Below are 18,400 nucleotides of genomic sequence, written 5' to 3'. Positions count from 1 at the left end.
CGTTTCACGCACATGAGCACCTTGAAGGCGCCGCCAAGGCCAGACTGCGCCGCCGAACCCGAGCCAATGGTGAAGCTGGCCGGCGTGGGGCACACCCACGCCGGCGGCCAGGTTGCGTTGCGCGGAATCGATCTGCAGATCGCCCGAGGTGAACGGGTTGCGATCATCGGGCCATCCGGGGCGGGCAAGACCACGCTGTTGCGCCTTCTGGCCACCTCGCTCAAGCCCGACCAGGGTGAACTCGAACTGCTCGGCAAGCAGCCCTGGACGCTTGCCGCCACCGCCCGGCAACGACTGCGTACGCGGATCGGCCTGATTCACCAGGCGCCGCCGCTCCCCCCAAGGCAGCGCGTGGTCACTGCCGTGCTGGCCGGTCGGCTCGGTCAGTGGTCGCTGTTCAAGAGCCTGTTCAGCCTGATCTTTCCGCTGGAACGTCAGGGCGCAGTCGATGCGCTCGGCCGTCTCGATCTTGCCGACAAGCTGTACATGCGCTGCGACCAGCTGTCGGGCGGTCAGCTACAACGGGTCGGAATCGCCCGGGTGCTGTATCAGGCCCCGGATCTCATTCTCGCCGATGAACCGGTGTCGGCCATGGACCCGGTACTCGCCAGCCACACGCTGGGCGTGCTCGGCCGCGAGGCCCAGCGCCGCAATGCGACACTGCTGGCCAGCCTGCACGCGGTCGAGTTGGCACTGGAACACTTCCCGCGCATCATCGGCGTACGTGACGGTTGCGTCCTGTTCGATAAACCCGCCACTGCCATCGGTCACGACGAGCTGACCGCGCTGTACGCCAACGAGCAGCTCGAGCATGCGCCGTCGTCACCCGCTGCGCCCCCTCCGCAGCTGAACATCCCGCGATGCTGAACCCCGCGCTCGCCCGCCACGACCCCGCTACCGCTTCACGCCTGATGCTGACATTGCTGGCGCTGGCGTTGCTGTGGCCCGGGCTGAAACTGAGCGAGCTGGACCTTGGTGTGCTGTTCGACGGCAGCAATGCCGACACGATGGGCACCTTTGTCTCGGCGTTCTGGCCGCCTGAGCACAGCGGCGAGTTTCTCGGGCTGCTCTGGCATGCCACGCTGGAAACCCTGGCCATCGCCACCGCCGGCATGGCCCTGGCATTGGGTGTCGCTCTCCCCTGCGCGCTGCTTGCGACCCGCGCAATGTCCCTGTCCGCGCTCAGCCGCGGCGGCCGTCCGGCCTGGTGGGCACAGGCCTTGCGCTGGCCGGTACGCGGATTGCTGATCGTTCTGCGCAGCATCCCGGAAATCGTCTGGGCCCTGTTGTTCGTTCGCGCAGTGGGGCTGGGCCCGACCGCCGGCGTGCTGGCCATCGCCATCACCTACGCCGGCATGCTCGGCAAGGTCTACGCGGAAATCTTCGAGTCGGTCGACCCGCTGCCCGCCCGTGCGCTGCTGGGTACCGGTGCTTCGCGGCTGCAGGCGTTCCTCTACGGGGTACTGCCGCAAGCCACGGGCGAGATGCTGTCGTACAGCGTTTACCGTTGGGAGTGCGCGATCCGCGCTTCGGTGGTGATGGGCTTCGTCGGCGCCGGCGGGCTGGGCCAGCAGATGGACCTGTCGATGCGCATGTTCGCTGGCGGCGAAGTGGCCAGCATGCTGCTGACATTCCTGGCGCTGGTGCTGCTTGCCGATCTGCTGAGCCGAATGCTGCGCTGGAGATTCGCATGAGGCTGCTGTCGCGCCTGCTCATCCCGCTGGGCCTGCTCGGCGCCGTGATGGCGGCGTTCGCCTTCCTGCAGCTGGAAAGCGCCGCTCTGCTCAGCCGCGACGGTCTGACCCAGATGGGCGCCTACGCGTCGGGCTTCATGACCCCGGATCTGTCGGCCGGTCATCTGCAGGCGATCGCTCGCGGCACGCTGGAAACCTTGGCCATGTCGGCCATCGGCACCCTGCTTGCGGCAATTCTGGGCTTGCTGCTGGCACTACCGGCCGCAGGGCGGTTCGGTCTGCTGCCGCAAGCGGCATCGCGCCTGCTGCTCAATGCACTGCGGGCGATACCGGAACTGGTATGGGCGGCGCTGATGGTGCTGGCCGCCGGGCTCGGGCCAAATGCCGGGACGCTGGCGCTGGCGCTGCACACCGCAGGCGTGCTGGGCCGCCTGTTCGCCGAAGCGCTGGAAAATACCCCACCGCAGCCCGGCGATGCGTTGCGACTGGCCGGTAGCGGCCGCATCGCGGCGTTCTGTTACGGCACCCTGCCCTCGCTCTGGCCGCAACTGGTGGCCTACACCCTCTATCGCTGGGAAAACAATATCCGCATGGCCAGCGTGCTCGGTTTCGTCGGTGCCGGCGGGCTGGGTCAGATGCTATATATGAGCCTCAGCCTCTTCCAGGAGGCCCAGGCCTCGACGGTCATCCTCGCCATGCTGCTGATGGTGCTGGCAGTGGACAGTCTCAGCGCGTGGGCGCGGCAGCGCTGGGTACGCAGCTGATCGAAGCTCATTGCGCAAAACGCCCCGTTTCAGTGCACCACAGGCTGCTGTTCACGCTCCTGCACCAACACCCAGGGGGCGACCACCACAGCCCACAGGTCGGGGGCACGCTCCAGCCAGTCCTGCGCCTGCTCGGCAGGCATCTTCGCCAGCTGCCCGCCGGTCAGCCAGGCGGCCACCTTGGTCTGATCGTCCTCGGCTACCGCAACCGCCACCTCGACCAGATCGGCATCCCCCGCCACCTGTAGCAGCGCACCACGAGCGAAGAATGGCTGCAGTTCCTGCCAGGTTATCGCTGCAGTTTCGCCCAGCAGCTTGGCATAAAGAGTGCTTGCGTCGTCGGCCATGGGACTCACCAGATACGAAAAGGGCGCAATGATACCCGCGCCCCGATTCCCATCAAACGGTTGAATCTGCCGGCTGTGCAAACGAAGGAGACACTTCTACACTGTGCCGGTACAGTTGCCGGAGCGTTTCGGGATGTTCGCCTCTTAACGGCGCTCCGGCCCGCAGGATTCAAACAATAACGATGCAAGTGGAGCACTTATGAAGACCAACCAGCGTCTTTCGAAAATTTTCCTGGCAATGGCACTGACCGGCGCAGCCAGCTACAGCCTGGCCGCCGATACGATCCGCATCGGATTGGCAGGGCCGGTAACCGGGCCGGTGGCGCAGTACGGGGACATGCAGTTCATCGGGGCCGAAATGGCCATCGAGCAGATCAACAAGGCCGGCGGGGTGAACGGCGCGCAACTGAAGGGCGTCCGCTACGACGACGCCTGCGATCCGAAACAGGCCGTGGCGGTTGCCAACAAGATCGTCAACGACAACGTCAAGTTCGTGGTCGGCCACCTCTGCTCCAGCTCCACTCAGCCAGCGTCCGACATCTACGAGGACGAAGGCATCCTGATGATCACCGCGGCGTCCACCAGCCCGGACATCACCTCCCGCGGTTATGAACTGATCTTCCGCACCATCGGCCTCGACAGCCTGCAGGGCCCGACTGCCGGCAACTTCATCGCCGACCACGTCAAACCGAAGAACGTTGCTGTCATCCATGACAAGCAGCAGTACGGCGAAGGCATCGCCACTGCGGTCAAGCAGACCCTGGAAGGCAAGAACATCAAGGTCGGCCTGTTCGAAGGCATCAATGCCGGCGACAAGGACTTCTCCTCGCTGATCGCCAAACTCAAGCGCGAAGGCGTGGACTTCGTCTACTACGGCGGCTATCACCCGGAACTGGGCCTGCTGCTGCGTCAGTCCAAGGAAAAAGGCCTGAACGTGCGCTTCATGGGCCCGGAAGGCGTCGGCAACTCGGAAATCTCCGCCATCGCCGGCCCGGCCTCCGAAGGCATGTACGTGACGCTGCCGAAATCCTTCGACCAGGACCCGCGCAACAAGGAACTGGTTGACGGCTTCAAGGCCAAGAAACAGGACCCGAGCGGCCCGTTCGTGTTCCCGGCCTACGCTGCGGTGCAGGTCATCGCCGAAGGCATCGAAAAAGCTGGCAGCACCGACACCGACAAGGTCGCCGAAGCGCTGCGCAGCAATACCTTCGACACCCCGACCGGCATGCTCTCGTTCGACGAGAAGGGTGATCTGAAGGACTTCAATTTTGTCGTCTACGAATGGCACCAGGACGGCACCAAGACCGAAGCCAAGTAATTTCCATCAGCCTGACGAAGCCCACACTCGCTTGTGGGCTTTGTTTTAGCAGGCGGCCCCGCCACAAGCATCGGGCCGCCTTGCCGTACCTGTAATCCGACGAGCGGTCTGAACAGCAGGCCCGCCTCGAACCGGTGCCGTGTGTGATCCGCAAGGCACCGTACCGCAGTGGCACCGCGCCAGGAGGGGCGGTGTGTTCGAAGTGGGCAGCGCAGCCGGAGCGGAATGGAATTGCAGGGACTTCGGGAGAGCAGTGATGCCTGAGCTTTACCACTACCTACAACAGCTGATCAACGGGCTTACCGTTGGCAGCACCTACGCGCTGATCGCCATCGGTTACACGATGGTCTACGGCATCATCGGCATGATCAACTTCGCCCACGGCGAGGTGTACATGATCGGTTCGTATGTCACCTTCATCGCGATCGTCGGCCTGTCCATGATGGGCCTGGATGCCTTGCCTATCCTGATGATCGGCGCGTTCGCTGCCGCCATGATCGTCACCAGCGCCTACGGTTACAGTATCGAACGGGTCGCCTACCGCCCGCTTCGCGGCAGTAACCGGCTGATTCCGCTGATTTCTGCGATCGGCATGTCGATCTTCCTGCAGAACGTCGTGCTGCTGGCGCAGGACTCCAAGGACAAGGCGATCCCCAACCTGATGCCGGGCAACCTGGTCATCGGCGAGAGCGCCATGAACGGCGTGGTGATCTCCTACATGCAGATCCTGATCTTCGTGGTGACCTTCGTCGCGATGTACGGCCTGACCCTGTTCATCTCGCGGTCACGTCTGGGCCGCGCCTGCCGCGCCTGCGCCGAAGACCTGAAGATGGCCAACCTGCTGGGCATCAACACCAACAGCATCATCGCCCTGACCTTTGTCATCGGCGCTGCGCTGGCCGCCGTCGCGGCAGTACTGATCAGCATGCAGTACGGGGTGATCAACCCGCATATTGGCTTCCTCGCCGGTATCAAGGCATTCACCGCGGCAGTGCTAGGCGGCATCGGCAGTATCCCGGGAGCCATGCTCGGCGGGCTGGTACTTGGCGTCGCGGAAGCCTTCGGTGCGGACATCTTCGGTGACCAGTACAAGGACGTGGTGGCGTTCAGCCTGCTGATCCTCGTGCTGCTGTTCCGCCCCACCGGCATCCTCGGTCGTCCGGAGGTGGAAAAGGTATGAGGGGCAATCTCCGTACAGCCTTCTTCAGCGCCCTGCTGGTCATCGCCGTGGCGGTGCCGGTGTTCGGCCTGAAGCTCACCACCGTCGGCATCCGCGTCGAAGTGCATGGCGCCGATATCGGTACCTTCTGGATCATTGCCGCCTGCGCGGTTGCCATGTTCGTCTGGCAGCTGTTCCGCACGCACCTGGCCGCTGGCTGGGCCGCGAGCCCCAGCTTGCCAACCGTGCCTGCCGGCGCCGGCAACTTCCTCACGCTGCCCTCGACCCAACGCTGGATCATCCTGGCGCTGGTACTGGTTGCGCTGGCCTGGCCGTTCTACGGTTCGCGTGGCGCCGTGGACATCGCCACGCTGATCCTGATCTACGTGATGCTCGGCCTCGGCCTGAACATCGTGGTCGGTCTGGCCGGCCTGCTCGACCTGGGCTACGTCGGCTTCTACGCCGTGGGTGCCTACACCTATGCACTGCTCTCGCACTACTACGGTGTGGGTTTCTGGACCGCCTTGCCCATTGCCGGCGCGATGGCGGCGCTGTTCGGCTTCCTGCTGGGCTTCCCGGTGTTGCGCTTGCGCGGTGATTACCTGGCCATCGTGACCCTCGGGTTCGGCGAGATCATTCGCATCCTGCTGCGCAACATGACCAGCGTGACCGGCGGCCCGAACGGCATCAGCGGGATCGACAAACCGACCCTGTTCGGCCTGTCCTTCGACCGCCGTGCCGCCGAAGGCATGCAGACGTTCCACGAGTACTTCGGCGTGGCCTACAACTCGGTGAACAAGGTGATCTTCCTCTACCTCATCGCCCTGCTGCTGGTGCTGCTGACCCTGTTCGTGATCAACCGGCTGCTGCGCATGCCGATCGGCCGCGCCTGGGAAGCCCTGCGCGAAGACGAGATCGCCTGCCGCGCGCTGGGCATGAACCCGACGGTGATCAAGCTTTCCGCGTTCACCCTCGGCGCGACCTTCGCCGGCTTCGCCGGCAGCTTCTTCGCCGCGCGTCAGGGACTGGTATCGCCGGAATCCTTCACCTTTATCGAGTCGGCGATCATCCTCGCCATCGTGGTGCTCGGTGGCATGGGCTCGCAGCTTGGGGTGATCCTGGCGGCAATCGTGATGATCCTGCTGCCCGAGCTGATGCGTGAGTTCAGTGAATACCGCATGTTGATGTTCGGCGCCCTGATGGTGCTGATGATGATCTGGCGCCCGCAAGGTCTGCTGCCGATGCAGCGCCCACACCTGGAGCTGAAGCAATGAGCCGCCCGATTCTAGAAGTACGCGGCCTGATGATGCGCTTTGGCGGCCTGCTGGCCGTCAACGAGGTGGGGCTGACGGTACATGACAAACAAGTGGTCTCGATGATCGGCCCCAACGGCGCCGGCAAGACCACGGTATTCAACTGCCTGACCGGTTTCTACCAGCCGACCGCCGGAGAAATCCTCCTCGACGGTACGCCGATCCATGGCCTGCCGGGCCACAAGATCGCTCGCCAGGGCGTGGTACGCACCTTCCAGAATGTCCGCCTGTTCAAGGACATGACGGCGGTGGAAAACCTGCTGGTGGCACAGCATCGCCATCTGAACACCAACTTCCTCGCCGGTCTCCTGAAGACCCCGGGGTTTCGCAAGAGCGAGCGCGCGGCGATGGACTTTGCTGCGCACTGGCTGGAGCAGGTGAATCTGACCGATGTGGCCAACCGCCCGGCTGGAACCCTCGCCTACGGCCAGCAGCGCCGCCTGGAGATCGCCCGCTGCATGATGACGCGTCCGCGCATCCTCATGCTCGACGAGCCGGCGGCGGGCCTCAACCCTAAGGAAACCGAGGATCTCAAGGCGCTGATCGCCATGCTGCGTGACGAACATGGGGTCACGGTGCTGCTGATCGAACACGACATGAAGCTGGTCATGAGCATTTCCGACCACATCTACGTGATCAACCAGGGCACGCCGCTGGCCGATGGTTCGCCCGAACAGGTGCGCAACAATCCGGACGTGATCAAAGCCTACCTGGGGGAGGCGTAAGCATGCTGACTTTCGAAAACGTCTCGACCTTCTACGGCAAGATCCAGGCCTTGCATGACATCAACGTGCAAGTGGAACAAGGCGAGATCGTCACCCTGATCGGCGCCAACGGTGCGGGTAAATCGACGTTGCTGATGACCCTCTGCGGCTCGCCGCAGGCGGCCAGCGGCAGCATTCGCTTCCAGGGTGAAGAGCTGGTCGGCCTGCAGACCTGCGACATCATGCGCAAGGCCATCGCCGTGGTGCCCGAAGGACGGCGGATCTTTGCTCGTCTGACGGTGGAAGAGAACCTGTCCATGGGCGGTTTCTTTACTGGCAAGACGGACTTCCAGGAGCAACTGGACAAGGTGCTCGGCCTGTTCCCGCGGCTCAAGGAGCGCTACCAGCAACGCGGTGGCACCATGTCCGGCGGCGAGCAGCAGATGCTCGCCATCGCGCGCGCACTGATGAGCAAACCCAAGCTGCTGCTGCTCGACGAGCCGTCGCTCGGTCTGGCGCCGATCATCATCCAGCAGATCTTCGAGATCATCGAGCAGCTGCGTGAGGATGGCGTGACGGTCTTTCTGGTCGAGCAGAACGCCAACCAGGCGCTCAAGCTGGCCGATCGTGGCTACGTGCTGGAGAACGGTCACATCGTCATGCAGGGCAGCGGTCAGGATCTGCTGACCGATCCGAAGGTCCGTGACGCTTATCTGGGAGGCTGAACCAGGTCCTGCGTCTGCACCGAGCCCCGCCTCCTGGCGGGGCTTTTTATTTTCCCGCCGACGTGCGTAGCCAGCCGTCCGCAGGCTCCCGGCGAACCCCTGCCCCGCCCCGGCAGTCGAAGAACCCGCTATGCTTTTCCCTCCGCTTACTCACGCCGTATTGCCCCGTCAAGGAGACCTCACGATGCGCCACTGCCTGTTCGGCCTGCTCATGGCTGCCAGTGTCACTGCGAATGCCGAGATTCAGACGCAGGAAATCCCCTACACCGCTGCCGACGGCACCGAGATGATCGGCTACTACGCCTACGACGACGCCATCGAAGGCAAACGCCCGGGCATTATCGTGGTGCACGAGTGGTGGGGCCTGAACGACTATGCCAAGCAGCGCGCTCGCGACCTCGCCGAGCTGGGCTACAGCGCTCTGGCCATCGACATGTATGGCGAAGGCAAGAACACCGAGCATCCAAAAGATGCCATGAGCTTCATGCAAGCCGCCCTGAAGGACGCGGACGCCGCAAAGGGTCGCTTCAACGCCGGCCTCGACCTGCTCAAGGAACAGGCACAGACCGATACCGCCAGACTCGGCGCGGTAGGCTACTGCTTCGGCGGCAAGGTCGTGCTGGATATGGCGCGCCAGGGCGTACCGCTGGACGGTGTGGTCAGCTTCCACGGCGCGCTGGCCACCGAAACCCGCGCCGCTCCCGGCAGCGTCAAGGCGCGCGTGCTGGTCGAGCATGGCAGCGAGGACAGCATGATCAGCACCGACGACATCGCCGCGTTGAACGTCGAGATGGTCAAGGCCGGTGCCGACTACCAGTTCGTCAGCCTGCCCGGTGCCAAGCACGGTTTCACCAATCCGGGCGCCGACGCTCATCAGAAGAACGGCCTCGACGTCGCCTATCAGAAAGCTGCGGACGAACGCTCCTGGCGTGATATGCAGCGCTTCTTCGAAGACACTTTTGGCAAACCTGCAACCGCCCAGGCGCAATAACCAACCGGCTGCTCGTCCGTGATTCGTCCCGGCGGCACGCCTGCCGCCGGGGCGCGTGCTAGCATTGCGCGCATATTCATCGTCGATCACGAGTCATGGCCGAACACGATTTCCGCTACACCCTGCTCAACCCCGCTCACACCCTTACCGAATGCCGTGCACTGGCGCCTGGCCGCTACCAGGTCACCGGCAATGGCGGCTCGATCCGCAGCGGCGATGTACTGATCGTCACGCTCAAGGGCAGCCGCGATTTATCGCAGCGCCTCACCGTCGAAAAGGTACGCCACCTCATCAATCCACCGGGGCAGTGGATGGCCGTGGCAAGCGGACCGGTATTCCGAGAGCTTGAAATCCTCAACTGGCAGGTCGCTTGCGACAGCTGCGGCAAGCAGCTGGACTTCGAATTTGCGGTAGACGCCAAGCTGGGCGAAACGGCCCGCAAGCCCGCCGCGCAGGCCCGTATCACCGAATTGGGTTGGTCTGGCGCAGATGGCCAACACCTCTGCCCTAGCTGTCAGAAGGAGAAACAGGCATGACTTTGCGTATGTTGCCCTTGGTCGTAGCCATCGGCCTGGCCGGTTGTGCAACGGAGCCATTGGAGCTTCAGCGAGACGTCACCTACATCGCCGAGTGGATCGGTGACGAGCCGGTGGTTGGTCGCACTGCAGTGTCGCTCACGCTCAGTGAAGGACGCGCCTACGGCAATGCCGGCTGCAATCACTGGTTCGGCAGCTACGAGCAGAACGGTCAGCAGATCCGTTTCAGCAATCTGGGCAGCACACGCAAGCTCTGCCCGGAAGAGATCATGGAGCAGGAGCACGCATTCCTTGATCTGCTCAACCGGGTCGAGCGCTGGGATGTTTCCAATATCGACCAGCTGCGACTTTGGCCCGCCGAAGGCAGCGCGCTACGGCTCTGGCCCGAACAGGAGTAGTTGCGCCAAATGTGCGCAAGCAACAGACACTACGCACAGCTATCAGGCGGCCGCTGAGCGCACGCTGCACGCCTGCAGCCCCTGCGTTCAGCCGTCAGGGCTGTCAGGCTACAAGCAAACCCTTGTTTTCCGGGGCACCTCCGTTTGCAGCGTCTCCGCGCAGCTCCTTTTTAACGAAACTGGCATATCCAGTGCATAGACTGGATCAACCAGTTTCGGGGACCCTGGTACAGGCAGGCCAGGGATTCCCCTCTTTTATCCGCAACCAAACGCAGCCGCTTCCGCAGAGCGGCTGCGTACCCGCTACCAACGGCGACGCCGACATAGACGTCAGAACAGCCGCAACTGCTCGAAACCGCCACGCAAATCGACCAGCCGCACGCCGACGCCGATCAACCGAACCGGTCTGGCGCCGCGGGAGAAAGCAATGGCAAGCAGGTCCGAATAGTCATCAAGCTCGAGCCCGGCGCCAGCCTGCTCCAGCGTGGTCTGGGTGAAGTCGTGGAATTTCAGCTTCACGAACGGCTTGCCGGGCCGATAGCTACTGTCGAGCCGGGCCATGCGAGTAGCAAGCTGTTGAAGCAGCTCAGGTAGCCGCTCCAGGCAAGCGGCGAGGTCGGGCAGATCACGATCATAGGTCTGCTCGACACTGACCGATTGCCGGCGACTCTCGACCTGCACCGGGCGCTCGTCAATGCCCCGCGCCAGCCCCCATAGCCGCTCGCCGAAGGCACCAAACTCGCGAACCAACGCCAGCCTGCCCCACTCTCGCAGGTCGTTACAGGTGTGAATGCCCAGCCGCGCGAGTTTCTCCGCCGTGACGCGTCCCACTCCGTGCAGGCGCTTGACCTCAAGCTCCTGCACGAATTCGTCGACCTGAGCCGGCGTAATGACAAACAGGCCGTCGGGCTTGTTCCATTCACTGGCGATCTTGGCGAGAAACTTGTTCGGCGCGACGCCCGCCGAGACCGTAATCCGCAGCTGCTGCCAGACTCGCCGACGGATGTCCTCGGCGATACGCGTGGCGCTGCCGGAGAAATGTTCGCAGGCCGTCACATCCAGGTAGGCCTCATCCAGCGACAGCGGCTCGATCAGCTCGGTATAGGTGCGAAAGATGTTCTGAATCTCGCGCGACGCTTCCCGATAAGCCTCCATTCGCGGACGCAGAATCAGCAGATCCGGGCATAGCTTCAACGCGTGCCCGGAGGCCATGGCCGAACGCACTCCATATGCGCGCGCTTCGTAATTGCACGTAGCGATCACACCGCGCCGATCCGCGGCACCACCCACCGCAATAGGTCGCCGAGCCAGGCTTGGGTCGTCGCGCATCTCGATTGCGGCATAGAAACAATCGCAATCGATATGGATGATCTTGCGCAGGTTGGGCTGACTCACGAAAAACAGTGCACCGGACAGGAGTGAACGAATCTTCAGCGCGACGGGTCGGTTATTCAGATGGTAAGTCCTTTACCGCCCCGATAGTCGGAGGTTCAGATGAAAATCTTGTATGCAGGCGCAATCGTCCTAAGCGGTCTTTTTTCCGCAGCAGCGATGGCTGATCAGGACCAGATGAATACCCAGCCGCAAGGCACCAATATCCAGCAGGAAAAGACCGGCGACGATCAAGTACGCGAGAACAATGCTGGCGACAAGCAAAGAATGAAGGAAGAAGTGCAGGACGACTGGCGCGAGGACGCCGAAAAACGCCGCGAGAGCGACGTAATGAAACCCGAGCAGCGCGGCTAGTCCACTCCCAGCCAGTTACAGCTCCAGCGGGTACGGCTGCAACAGCGCCTTGCCGTAGCCCTCGACGAACTCCGGCGGCATGCGCTTGGGTTTCCCGCTGGAGAGCTCGATACAGACGAAGGTGGTCTGCGCCCGCAACAGGGTGGCACCATCGGCAGGTCTGATCAGCTGAAAATTACGTTTCATCTTCAGCCGCTGATCCGACTCGGATATCCAGGTTCCGAGCTGCAACGCGTCACGCTCATAGGCCGCGGCCAGATAATCGATCTCGTGCCGTAGCACCGCCATGGCGCGATCAAGACGATGGTAGTCCTCGATGCCAAGCCCGAGACTTTGCGAGTGCTGCCAGGCACAGCGCTCGAGCCAGGTCACGTAGACCGCATTGTTGGCATGCCCGAGTTCGTCGATGTGCTCGGCCTGTACCTGCAGATCGATGATGAATGCTTGTGGCTGGTCCCAACTCATTCGTCAGATGCCTCGATAGCTGATTGCGATGGGCCTATGAAAGCGCAGCAACCTCGGCGAGTCACGCAGGTTGCCGTACGCGATGACACGACATTCAGAAAGCAGCCGCTCTGCCTGTTTTTCCACCGCACAAAACAAAAAGGGCCATCTCATGAAAGATGACCCCTTGAAGCCCAAAACGGGCAATAAAATGGCGTCCCCTAGGGGACTCGAACCCCTGTTACCGCCGTGAAAGGGCGGTGTCCTAGGCCACTAGACGAAGGGGACGAAACCTTCGCAAACCTGCCGATGAACTGCTTATCGACAAGCCGTGATTGGTGGAGCTAGACGGGATCGAACCGTCGACCTCTTGCATGCCATGCAAGCGCTCTCCCAGCTGAGCTATAGCCCCGGATTTATCGTCTCTCGACGCGCGATGCAGGCATCACTGAATAATGGCGTCCCCTAGGGGACTCGAACCCCTGTTACCGCCGTGAAAGGGCGGTGTCCTAGGCCACTAGACGAAGGGGACGCAAACCCTTCAAGCGCAACCTGTATTGCTTACGCTGCAAATACAAGCTGGTGGCAAATTCTGCTCTTCGTGATTGGTGGAGCTAGACGGGATCGAACCGTCGACCTCTTGCATGCCATGCAAGCGCTCTCCCAGCTGAGCTATAGCCCCGGATTTATCGTCTCTCGACGCGCGATGCAGGCATCACTGAATAATGGCGTCCCCTAGGGGACTCGAACCCCTGTTACCGCCGTGAAAGGGCGGTGTCCTAGGCCACTAGACGAAGGGGACGCAAACCCTTCAAGCGCAACCTGTATTGCTTACGCTGCAAATACAAGCTGGTGGCAAATTCTGCTCTTCGAGATTGGTGGAGCTAGACGGGATCGAACCGTCGACCTCTTGCATGCCATGCAAGCGCTCTCCCAGCTGAGCTATAGCCCCATCTCGAGGACGGGGCGCATATTAGGGGCGCCCCCAGGTAGTGTCAACAACAAATTTCGACCGAGCCGCAGATTTTTTGGCATTAGGAACAACTACTTACCGTCCATCGGAGGGACGAGCCAGCAGGGCCGTCCCTCCTCGAAGCGGTCAGGCGATAGATACCAGCAGCTTTTCCCACTCCTTGGCTTCTTTCTTCGAGGCCCCACCGAGCAGCTCGAGCGCATTGCGCAGGCGGAAACGCGTTAGATCCGGACCAAGGATTTCCATGGCATCCAGCACCGACACGGAGCTGGCCTGCCCGGTGATGGCAGCGAACATCAGCGGCATCACATCACGCAGCTTGAAACCAAGGTGTTCGGCTACCTGGGTGATGCACGCGGTGATCCGGTCCTTTTCCCACTGGCGCAGGGCCTCGAGCTTCCACAGAATCAGCTGCATCACCTGGCGCACCTGAGCGGCATCCAGTTTCTTGTGCACAAACAGCGCCGGATCGAGCGGCAATGGGCCGGAGAAGAAGAAGCCCGCCAGCGGCGCGATCTGGCTGAAGGTTTCCACTCGCTGCTGCACGTGCGGCGCGATCTGCATCATGTACTGCGGGTTGAACGCCCACTTCTGCACTTCTGCAGCGAACTGTTCGACCGGCAGCTCGCGCAACCACTGGCCGTTGAGCCAGGAGAGCTTCTCCAGATCGAAGATCGGCCCGCCGAGCGATACACGATTGATGTCGAAGTGCTCGATCATCTCGTTCAGCGTGAACTTCTCGCGCTCGTCCGGCATCGACCAGCCCATGCGGCCGAGATAGTTGAGCATCGCCTGCGGCAGGAAGCCCATGCGCTCGTAGAAGGTCACCGAGGTTGGGTTCTTGCGCTTGGACAGCTTGCTCTTGTCCGGATTGCGCAGCAATGGCATGTAGCACAGCTGCGGCTGCTCCCAGCCGAAGTATTCGTAGAGTTTGATCAGCTTGGGTGCCGACGGCAGCCACTCTTCGCCACGCAGTACATGGGTGATGCCCATCAGGTGGTCGTCGACCACGTTGGCGAGGAAGTAGGTCGGCAGGCCGTCAGCCTTCATCAGCACCTGCATGTCCATGCGGTCCCAGCCGATCTCGACGGTGCCGCGCAGCATGTCCTGCACCTGGCACACGCCTTCGCTCGGCACCTTCATGCGGATCACATGGGATTCGCCTGCAGCGATGCGACGCTGTGCTTCAGCCGGGTCGAGGTGCATGCAATGGCCGTCATAACGCGGTGTTTCCTTGTTGGCCATCTGCTCGGCGCGCACCTGATCCAGGCGTTCGCTGCTGCAGAAGCACGGGAATGCGTGCCCCTTGGCAACCAGCTCGTCCGAGTACTTCCTGTAGATCTCGCCGCGCTCGCTCTGCCGGTACGGGCCATGCGGGCCGCCAACGTCCGGACCTTCGTCCCATTCGATGCCCAGCCAGCGCAGCGCATCATAGATCTGCTGCTCGGACTCACGGGTCGAGCGCACCTGATCGGTATCCTCGATGCGCAGGATGAACTGGCCGCCGTGCTGTCGTGCGAAGCACAGGTTGAACAGCGCGATGTAGGCAGTACCGACGTGGGGATCGCCGGTCGGAGATGGCGCGATGCGGGTGCGAACCGTGGTCATGAATGCTCTCGGACGGTAGGACATACGGAAAGGGGACGAATGTTAGCAGGCGCTGCGCAGCCGGCTCCAGCCGAACACCGGGAAGCAGAGCGAGAGCGTCTCGAAGGAGATGCTCCGAGGCAGGCCGAAACGGTCGATCCGCCAGTAGTGACTAGACCTGCAACAAGCGCTCGCGCAGCTTGTGAATCTCGTCGCGCGCCTCGGCGGCCGCCTCGAACTCCAGATCGCGCGCCAGACTCAGCATCTTCTCTTCCAGCTGACGAATCCGTTTGGTGATCTCGCTCGGCGAACGCAGTTCGTTCTCGTAACGCGCACTCTCCTGCGCCGCTTTCGCCTCGCCACGCCGCTTCTTGCTGCGCGAGCCGGGCACGGTTGCGCCTTCGAGAATGTCCTGCACGTCCTTCTTCACGCCCCTGGGCACGATGCCGTTGGCCTCGTTGAAGGCAATCTGCTTGTTGCGCCGCCGCTCGGTTTCATCCATGGCGCGCTGCATCGAGCCGGTGACGTTGTCGGCGTAGAGAATGGCGCGGCCATTGAGGTTGCGTGCCGCGCGGCCGATGGTCTGGATCAGCGAACGTTCCGAGCGCAGGAAGCCTTCCTTGTCCGCATCGAGAATCGCCACCAGCGACACCTCAGGCATATCCAACCCCTCGCGCAACAGGTTGATGCCCACCAACACGTCGAACGTGCCCAGACGCAAATCACGAATGATCTCGACCCGCTCCACGGTATCGATGTCCGAGTGCAGATAACGCACCCGCACGTCGTGGTCGCTGAGGTAGTCGGTAAGGTCCTCGGCCATGCGCTTGGTCAGCGTGGTGACCAGCACCCGCTCCTCCTTGACCACGCATTTACGGATCTCCGACAGCAGATCGTCAACCTGGGTCAGCGCCGGCCGCACTTCGATCTGCGGATCGACCAGACCGGTCGGGCGCACGACCTGCTCCACCACGCGGCCGGCATGTTCGGCCTCGTAAGGCCCGGGCGTCGCGGAGACGAAGATGGTCTGCGGGCAGATCGCTTCCCATTCGTCGAAGCGCATCGGCCGGTTGTCCAGCGCCGATGGCAGACGGAAGCCGTACTCCACCAGGGTTTCCTTGCGCGAGCGGTCGCCCTTGTACATCGCGCCGACCTGCGGCACCGAAACGTGGGATTCATCGATCACCAGCAGTGCATCGGCCGGCAGGTAGTCGAACAGCGTCGGCGGCGGCTCGCCCGGATCACGCCCGGACAGGTAGCGCGAGTAGTTTTCGATGCCATTGCAGTAGCCAAGCTCCATGATCATCTCAAGATCGAAACGGGTGCGCTGCTCCAGACGCTGTGCCTCCACCAGCTTGTTCTGGCTACGCAGGTAGTCGAGTCGCTCGCGCAACTCAGCCTTTATCCCCTCGATGGCATCGAGCAGGGTTTCCCGCGGGGTCACGTAGTGGCTTTTGGGGTAGAAGGTAAAGCGCGGCAGCTTGCGGATTACCTCACCGGTCAGCGGATCGAAGGCAGAAAGGCTTTCAACCTCGTCGTCGAACAGCTCGATACGCACCGCTTCGAGATCTGATTCGGCGGGGTATATGTCGATCACATCGCCGCGTACACGGAAGGTCGCGCGGGCGAAGTCCATGTCGTTGCGGGTGTACTGCAGGCCGGTCAGGCGGCGCAGCAGCTCGCGCTGATCGAGACGGTCGCCGCGATCCACATGGAGCACCATCTTCAGGTATGTCTCTGGACTACCCAGACCGTAGATGCAGGAGACGGTGGTGACGATGATCGCATCCGGGCGCTCCAGCAATGCCTTGGTCGCGGACAGGCGCATCTGCTCGATGTGATCGTTGATCGATGCGTCCTTCTCGATGAAGGTGTCCGACGACGGCACATAGGCTTCCGGCTGGTAGTAGTCGTAGTAGGAAACGAAATACTCCACCGCGTTGTTCGGGAAGAATGCCTTGAACTCGCCATAGAGCTGCGCGGCCAGCGTCTTGTTCGGCGCAAGCACCAGCGTGGGCCGCTGCACATGGGCAATGACGTTGGCGATGCTGAAGGTCTTGCCCGAGCCGGTGACGCCCAGCAGCGTCTGGTGCGACAGCCCCGCCTCGATACCTTCGATCATCTGCCGAATGGCCTCCGGCTGATCGCCGGCCGGCTTGAAACGGGTGACCAGTTCGAACTTGGACATTTCGCCTCTCTAAGTAACGTGTGCGAGCTTCAAAGCCGGACCTTCCGTAGCATCCAGCGAGGGTTTAGCGCGACGGCGGGCAGGCTTCGGATCAGGCGTCCGCCGTGAGCTCGCGCAGCCGGAAAACCGTCCATCTTTCCACTGCGCAAAACGCACCGAAAGTGATCAGAAAACCTCGGTAGCATATCGCAGGCAACAGGCATGACCGCTATACTACCGCCCCGTTTGCGCATCACCCTGCGCGCCGACGCGAGGGTGGTGAATCTAGTCACTCTTCTCTTTCGAGCCCCCTCACCATGAGTTTGTTCTCTGCTGTCGAAATGGCGCCGCGTGATCCTATTCTCGGCCTCAATGAAGCCTTTAACGCCGACACGCGGCCGAACAAGGTCAACCTCGGTGTCGGTGTCTATTACAACGAAGAAGGCCGCATCCCCCTGCTGCGCGCCGTAATCGAGGCGGAGCATGCCCGCATCGCTGCCAACGCCCCGCGTGGCTACCTCCCGATCGAAGGCATCGCCGCCTACGATGCAGCGGTACAAAAACTCCTGTTCGGCAACGATTCTCCGCTGATCGCCGAAGGCCGGGTCGTGACTACCCAGGCGCTTGGCGGCACCGGGGCACTCAAGGTCGGCGCGGACTTCCTCAAGCGGCTGCTGCCCGATGCCGTGGTTGCCATCAGCAACCCTAGCTGGGAAAACCATCGCGCACTGTTCGAGTCCGCCGGCTTCCCGGTACAGAACTACAGCTATTACGACGCAAGCAACCATGGCATCGATCGTGCCGGTCTGCTGCAGGATCTGAAGAACCTGCCGCCCCGCTCCATCGTCGTGCTGCACGCCTGCTGCCACAACCCGACCGGTGTCGATCTGAACCTGGACGATTGGAAGCAGATCCTCGATGTGCTGCGCGCGCAGGATCACGTCCCGTTCATCGATATCGCCTACCAGGGCTTCGGCGACAGCATTGAGGAAGACGCCGCCGCCGTGCGCCTGTTCGCCGAGTCGGGCATGACCTTCTTCGTCTCCAGCTCGTTTTCCAAGTCGTTCTCGCTGTACGGTGAGCGTGTCGGCGCACTGTCGATGGTTACCCAGAGCCGTGAGGAGTCCGCGCGGGTACTTTCGCAGGTCAAGCGCGTCATCCGCACCAACTACTCGAACCCGCCAACCCATGGCGCCACCATTGTCGCCTCGGTACTCAACAGCCCGGAACTGCGCGCCATGTGGGAAGCCGAGCTGGGTGAGATGCGCAGCCGTATCCGCGAGCTGCGCCTGAGCATGGTCGAACAGCTGGCAGCCAAGGGAGCGAAGACCGATTTCAGTTTCGTGGCCGCTCAGCGTGGCATGTTCTCCTATTCCGGCCTCACCGCGGAGCAGGTTGAGCGCCTTCGTGCCGAATTCGGCGTCTACGCCATCAGCACCGGTCGAATCTGCGCCGCCGCACTGAACCGCAACAACATCGGCCACGTCACTGACGCCATCGTTCAGGTGCTCTGATCCGATCCACTCCGGGGCTG

The 18,400-nt window shown here is 62.4% G+C and carries 18 protein-coding genes and 6 tRNA genes; 13 read left to right on the top strand and 11 right to left on the bottom strand.

Annotated features, from left to right (window positions below):
* Window positions 1–12: 12 nt before the first annotated feature.
* Genes EA798_RS05280 through phnE form a run of 3 tightly spaced genes read left to right on the top strand, consistent with a single transcriptional unit; the run spans window position 13 to window position 2,458 of the window.
* A complete protein-coding gene (locus EA798_RS05280) occupies window positions 13–867 on the top strand; it encodes a phosphonate ABC transporter ATP-binding protein (protein WP_208643709.1) in 855 nt (284 codons plus the stop codon).
* The gene (locus tag EA798_RS05275; RefSeq protein ID WP_122098288.1) at window positions 861–1,694 is read left to right on the top strand and encodes a PhnE/PtxC family ABC transporter permease; all 834 of its coding nucleotides are present in this window, start codon (window positions 861–863) and stop codon (window positions 1,692–1,694) included. Before EA798_RS05280 ends, EA798_RS05275 begins: the two co-directional genes overlap by 7 nt.
* Complete coding sequence (gene phnE, locus EA798_RS05270; RefSeq protein ID WP_106157979.1) at window positions 1,691–2,458, top strand: phosphonate ABC transporter, permease protein PhnE; 768 nt, start codon at window positions 1,691–1,693, stop codon at window positions 2,456–2,458. Before EA798_RS05275 ends, phnE begins: the two co-directional genes overlap by 4 nt.
* A 29-nt stretch (window positions 2,459–2,487) precedes the next feature.
* Here the strand turns inward: phnE and EA798_RS05265 are convergent, their stop codons facing one another.
* Window positions 2,488–2,805 carry a DUF2288 domain-containing protein gene (locus EA798_RS05265; protein ID WP_122098287.1) on the bottom strand — a complete coding sequence of 106 codons (318 nt, stop codon included), beginning with the start codon at window positions 2,803–2,805 and terminating at the stop codon, window positions 2,488–2,490.
* 199 nt (window positions 2,806–3,004) lie between these two features.
* Between EA798_RS05265 and EA798_RS05260 the strand changes: the two genes are divergently transcribed.
* From EA798_RS05260 to EA798_RS05225, 8 genes are all read left to right on the top strand, one after another.
* The gene (locus EA798_RS05260; RefSeq protein ID WP_122098286.1) at window positions 3,005–4,123 is read left to right on the top strand and encodes a branched-chain amino acid ABC transporter substrate-binding protein; all 1,119 of its coding nucleotides are present in this window, start codon (window positions 3,005–3,007) and stop codon (window positions 4,121–4,123) included.
* A gap of 256 nt (window positions 4,124–4,379) precedes the next feature.
* Window positions 4,380–5,303, top strand: a complete 924-nt coding sequence (livH, locus tag EA798_RS05255; protein WP_106157976.1) for a high-affinity branched-chain amino acid ABC transporter permease LivH — start codon at window positions 4,380–4,382, stop codon at window positions 5,301–5,303.
* Window positions 5,300–6,556, top strand: coding sequence for a high-affinity branched-chain amino acid ABC transporter permease LivM (locus EA798_RS05250; RefSeq protein WP_122098285.1), 1,257 nt, complete (start codon window positions 5,300–5,302; stop codon window positions 6,554–6,556). Before livH ends, EA798_RS05250 begins: the two co-directional genes overlap by 4 nt.
* A complete protein-coding gene (gene livG, locus EA798_RS05245; RefSeq protein WP_014821209.1) occupies window positions 6,553–7,320 on the top strand; it encodes a high-affinity branched-chain amino acid ABC transporter ATP-binding protein LivG in 768 nt (255 codons plus the stop codon). The genes EA798_RS05250 and livG overlap by 4 nt, the downstream gene beginning before the upstream one ends.
* A gap of 2 nt (window positions 7,321–7,322) precedes the next feature.
* Window positions 7,323–8,024 carry an ABC transporter ATP-binding protein gene (locus EA798_RS05240; RefSeq protein ID WP_106157974.1) on the top strand — a complete coding sequence of 234 codons (702 nt, stop codon included), beginning with the start codon at window positions 7,323–7,325 and terminating at the stop codon, window positions 8,022–8,024.
* 184 nt (window positions 8,025–8,208) lie between these two features.
* Window positions 8,209–9,015 (top strand): dienelactone hydrolase family protein, encoded by an 807-nt coding sequence (locus EA798_RS05235; RefSeq protein WP_122098284.1) that lies wholly within the window; start codon window positions 8,209–8,211, stop codon window positions 9,013–9,015.
* Window positions 9,016–9,110: 95 nt separating this feature from the next.
* The gene (locus tag EA798_RS05230; RefSeq protein WP_122098283.1) at window positions 9,111–9,551 is read left to right on the top strand and encodes a hypothetical protein; all 441 of its coding nucleotides are present in this window, start codon (window positions 9,111–9,113) and stop codon (window positions 9,549–9,551) included.
* Window positions 9,548–9,949, top strand: a complete 402-nt coding sequence (locus tag EA798_RS05225; RefSeq protein ID WP_122098282.1) for an META domain-containing protein — start codon at window positions 9,548–9,550, stop codon at window positions 9,947–9,949. Before EA798_RS05230 ends, EA798_RS05225 begins: the two co-directional genes overlap by 4 nt.
* 330 nt (window positions 9,950–10,279) lie before the next feature.
* Here the strand turns inward: EA798_RS05225 and dinB are convergent, their stop codons facing one another.
* Complete coding sequence (gene dinB, locus EA798_RS05220; RefSeq protein WP_162557752.1) at window positions 10,280–11,329, bottom strand: DNA polymerase IV; 1,050 nt, start codon at window positions 11,327–11,329, stop codon at window positions 10,280–10,282.
* Between the two features lie 171 nt (window positions 11,330–11,500).
* Here dinB and EA798_RS05215 point away from each other — a divergent pair, with 171 nt between their 5' ends.
* Window positions 11,501–11,695 (top strand): hypothetical protein, encoded by a 195-nt coding sequence (locus EA798_RS05215; RefSeq protein WP_244221255.1) that lies wholly within the window; start codon window positions 11,501–11,503, stop codon window positions 11,693–11,695.
* 15 nt (window positions 11,696–11,710) lie between these two features.
* On the opposite strand, the gene EA798_RS05210 is transcribed toward EA798_RS05215, so the two are convergent.
* The 9 genes from EA798_RS05210 to uvrB form a co-directional block, all read right to left on the bottom strand.
* Window positions 11,711–12,160, bottom strand: a complete 450-nt coding sequence (locus EA798_RS05210) for an acyl-CoA thioesterase (protein ID WP_122098281.1) — start codon at window positions 12,158–12,160, stop codon at window positions 11,711–11,713.
* Window positions 12,161–12,351: 191 nt separating this feature from the next.
* A tRNA-Glu gene (locus EA798_RS05205) sits at window positions 12,352–12,427 on the bottom strand.
* A 48-nt stretch (window positions 12,428–12,475) separates the two neighbouring features.
* Window positions 12,476–12,551 (bottom strand) — tRNA-Ala (locus EA798_RS05200).
* A 44-nt stretch (window positions 12,552–12,595) separates the two neighbouring features.
* Window positions 12,596–12,671 (bottom strand) — tRNA-Glu (locus EA798_RS05195).
* 74 nt (window positions 12,672–12,745) lie between these two features.
* Window positions 12,746–12,821, bottom strand: a tRNA-Ala gene (locus EA798_RS05190).
* A 44-nt stretch (window positions 12,822–12,865) separates the two neighbouring features.
* Window positions 12,866–12,941 (bottom strand) — tRNA-Glu (locus tag EA798_RS05185).
* A gap of 74 nt (window positions 12,942–13,015) precedes the next feature.
* Window positions 13,016–13,091: transfer RNA gene (locus tag EA798_RS05180), tRNA-Ala, on the bottom strand.
* Window positions 13,092–13,238: 147 nt separating this feature from the next.
* Window positions 13,239–14,720: a glutamate--tRNA ligase gene (gene gltX / locus EA798_RS05175; protein WP_122098280.1), complete on the bottom strand. Its 1,482-nt coding sequence runs from the start codon at window positions 14,718–14,720 to the stop codon at window positions 13,239–13,241.
* 151 nt (window positions 14,721–14,871) lie between these two features.
* The gene (uvrB, locus tag EA798_RS05170; protein WP_122098279.1) at window positions 14,872–16,887 is read right to left on the bottom strand and encodes an excinuclease ABC subunit UvrB; all 2,016 of its coding nucleotides are present in this window, start codon (window positions 16,885–16,887) and stop codon (window positions 14,872–14,874) included.
* 296 nt (window positions 16,888–17,183) lie between these two features.
* Between uvrB and EA798_RS05165 the strand changes: the two genes are divergently transcribed.
* Window positions 17,184–18,380: an amino acid aminotransferase gene (locus tag EA798_RS05165; protein WP_122098278.1), complete on the top strand. Its 1,197-nt coding sequence runs from the start codon at window positions 17,184–17,186 to the stop codon at window positions 18,378–18,380.
* The last annotated feature ends 20 nt before the right edge of the window (window positions 18,381–18,400 follow it).

It is taken from the genome of Pseudomonas songnenensis (assembly GCF_003696315.1).
Classification (GTDB): domain Bacteria; phylum Pseudomonadota; class Gammaproteobacteria; order Pseudomonadales; family Pseudomonadaceae; genus Stutzerimonas; species Stutzerimonas songnenensis.
Note: the sequence above shows the minus strand (reverse complement) of the source record. Positions and strands in the feature narration are given on the sequence as shown.

Excerpts from the sequence above, each read along its gene's own strand:
- EA798_RS05265 (WP_122098287.1), bottom strand. The coding sequence starts at position 2,805 with ATGGCCGACGACGCAAGCACTCTTTATGCCAAGCTGCTGGGCGAAACT.
- EA798_RS05260 (WP_122098286.1), top strand. The coding sequence starts at position 3,005 with ATGAAGACCAACCAGCGTCTTTCGAAAATTTTCCTGGCAATGGCACTG.
- livH (WP_106157976.1), top strand. The coding sequence starts at position 4,380 with ATGCCTGAGCTTTACCACTACCTACAACAGCTGATCAACGGGCTTACC.
- EA798_RS05215 (WP_244221255.1), top strand. The coding sequence starts at position 11,501 with ATGGCTGATCAGGACCAGATGAATACCCAGCCGCAAGGCACCAATATC.
- uvrB (WP_122098279.1), bottom strand. The coding sequence starts at position 16,887 with ATGTCCAAGTTCGAACTGGTCACCCGTTTCAAGCCGGCCGGCGATCAG.
- EA798_RS05230 (WP_122098283.1), top strand. The coding sequence starts at position 9,111 with ATGGCCGAACACGATTTCCGCTACACCCTGCTCAACCCCGCTCACACC.
- EA798_RS05280 (WP_208643709.1), top strand. The coding sequence starts at position 13 with ATGAGCACCTTGAAGGCGCCGCCAAGGCCAGACTGCGCCGCCGAACCC.
- EA798_RS05210 (WP_122098281.1), bottom strand. The coding sequence starts at position 12,160 with ATGAGTTGGGACCAGCCACAAGCATTCATCATCGATCTGCAGGTACAG.
- EA798_RS05225 (WP_122098282.1), top strand. The coding sequence starts at position 9,548 with ATGACTTTGCGTATGTTGCCCTTGGTCGTAGCCATCGGCCTGGCCGGT.
- livG (WP_014821209.1), top strand. The coding sequence starts at position 6,553 with ATGAGCCGCCCGATTCTAGAAGTACGCGGCCTGATGATGCGCTTTGGC.
- EA798_RS05275 (WP_122098288.1), top strand. The coding sequence starts at position 861 with ATGCTGAACCCCGCGCTCGCCCGCCACGACCCCGCTACCGCTTCACGC.
- phnE (WP_106157979.1), top strand. The coding sequence starts at position 1,691 with ATGAGGCTGCTGTCGCGCCTGCTCATCCCGCTGGGCCTGCTCGGCGCC.
- EA798_RS05235 (WP_122098284.1), top strand. The coding sequence starts at position 8,209 with ATGCGCCACTGCCTGTTCGGCCTGCTCATGGCTGCCAGTGTCACTGCG.
- EA798_RS05250 (WP_122098285.1), top strand. The coding sequence starts at position 5,300 with ATGAGGGGCAATCTCCGTACAGCCTTCTTCAGCGCCCTGCTGGTCATC.
- EA798_RS05165 (WP_122098278.1), top strand. The coding sequence starts at position 17,184 with ATGAGTTTGTTCTCTGCTGTCGAAATGGCGCCGCGTGATCCTATTCTC.
- EA798_RS05240 (WP_106157974.1), top strand. The coding sequence starts at position 7,323 with ATGCTGACTTTCGAAAACGTCTCGACCTTCTACGGCAAGATCCAGGCC.
- gltX (WP_122098280.1), bottom strand. The coding sequence starts at position 14,720 with ATGACCACGGTTCGCACCCGCATCGCGCCATCTCCGACCGGCGATCCC.